Source organism: Streptomyces sp. GbtcB6, assembly GCF_019091475.1.
Classification (GTDB): Bacteria; Actinomycetota; Actinomycetes; order Streptomycetales; family Streptomycetaceae; genus Streptomyces; species Streptomyces hyaluromycini.
Map to the genome: position 1 here is coordinate 1 of NZ_JAGXJL010000459.1, position 237 is coordinate 237.

1 pseudogene is annotated in these 237 nt (G+C 77.6%); it reads left to right on the top strand.

The annotated features are described in order from the left end of the window. Positions 1–237, top strand: a pseudogene (locus KVT45_RS55665) (hypothetical protein); the annotation flags it as partial.

Here is a 237-nt window from a genome sequence, read left to right on the forward strand (position 1 = left end):
AGGACCGGGGGCTGGTGACGCCCAGGCGGGCGGCGCTCCCGGTGCACGCGCACCACTCCGGGGAGCAGGTGCCGGTGCGCACCGGCCGGGTCCAGGATCGCGAGGGCCGCCCGGCCCGCGGCGCCGCGGTCACCGTCATCGACGCGCGGGGACGTCAGCTCGTGCGCCGCGTGACCGGCGGGACCGGTGGGTACGCCGCGACCGGACTTCCCGAGGGGTACCTCAGCATCGTGGTCT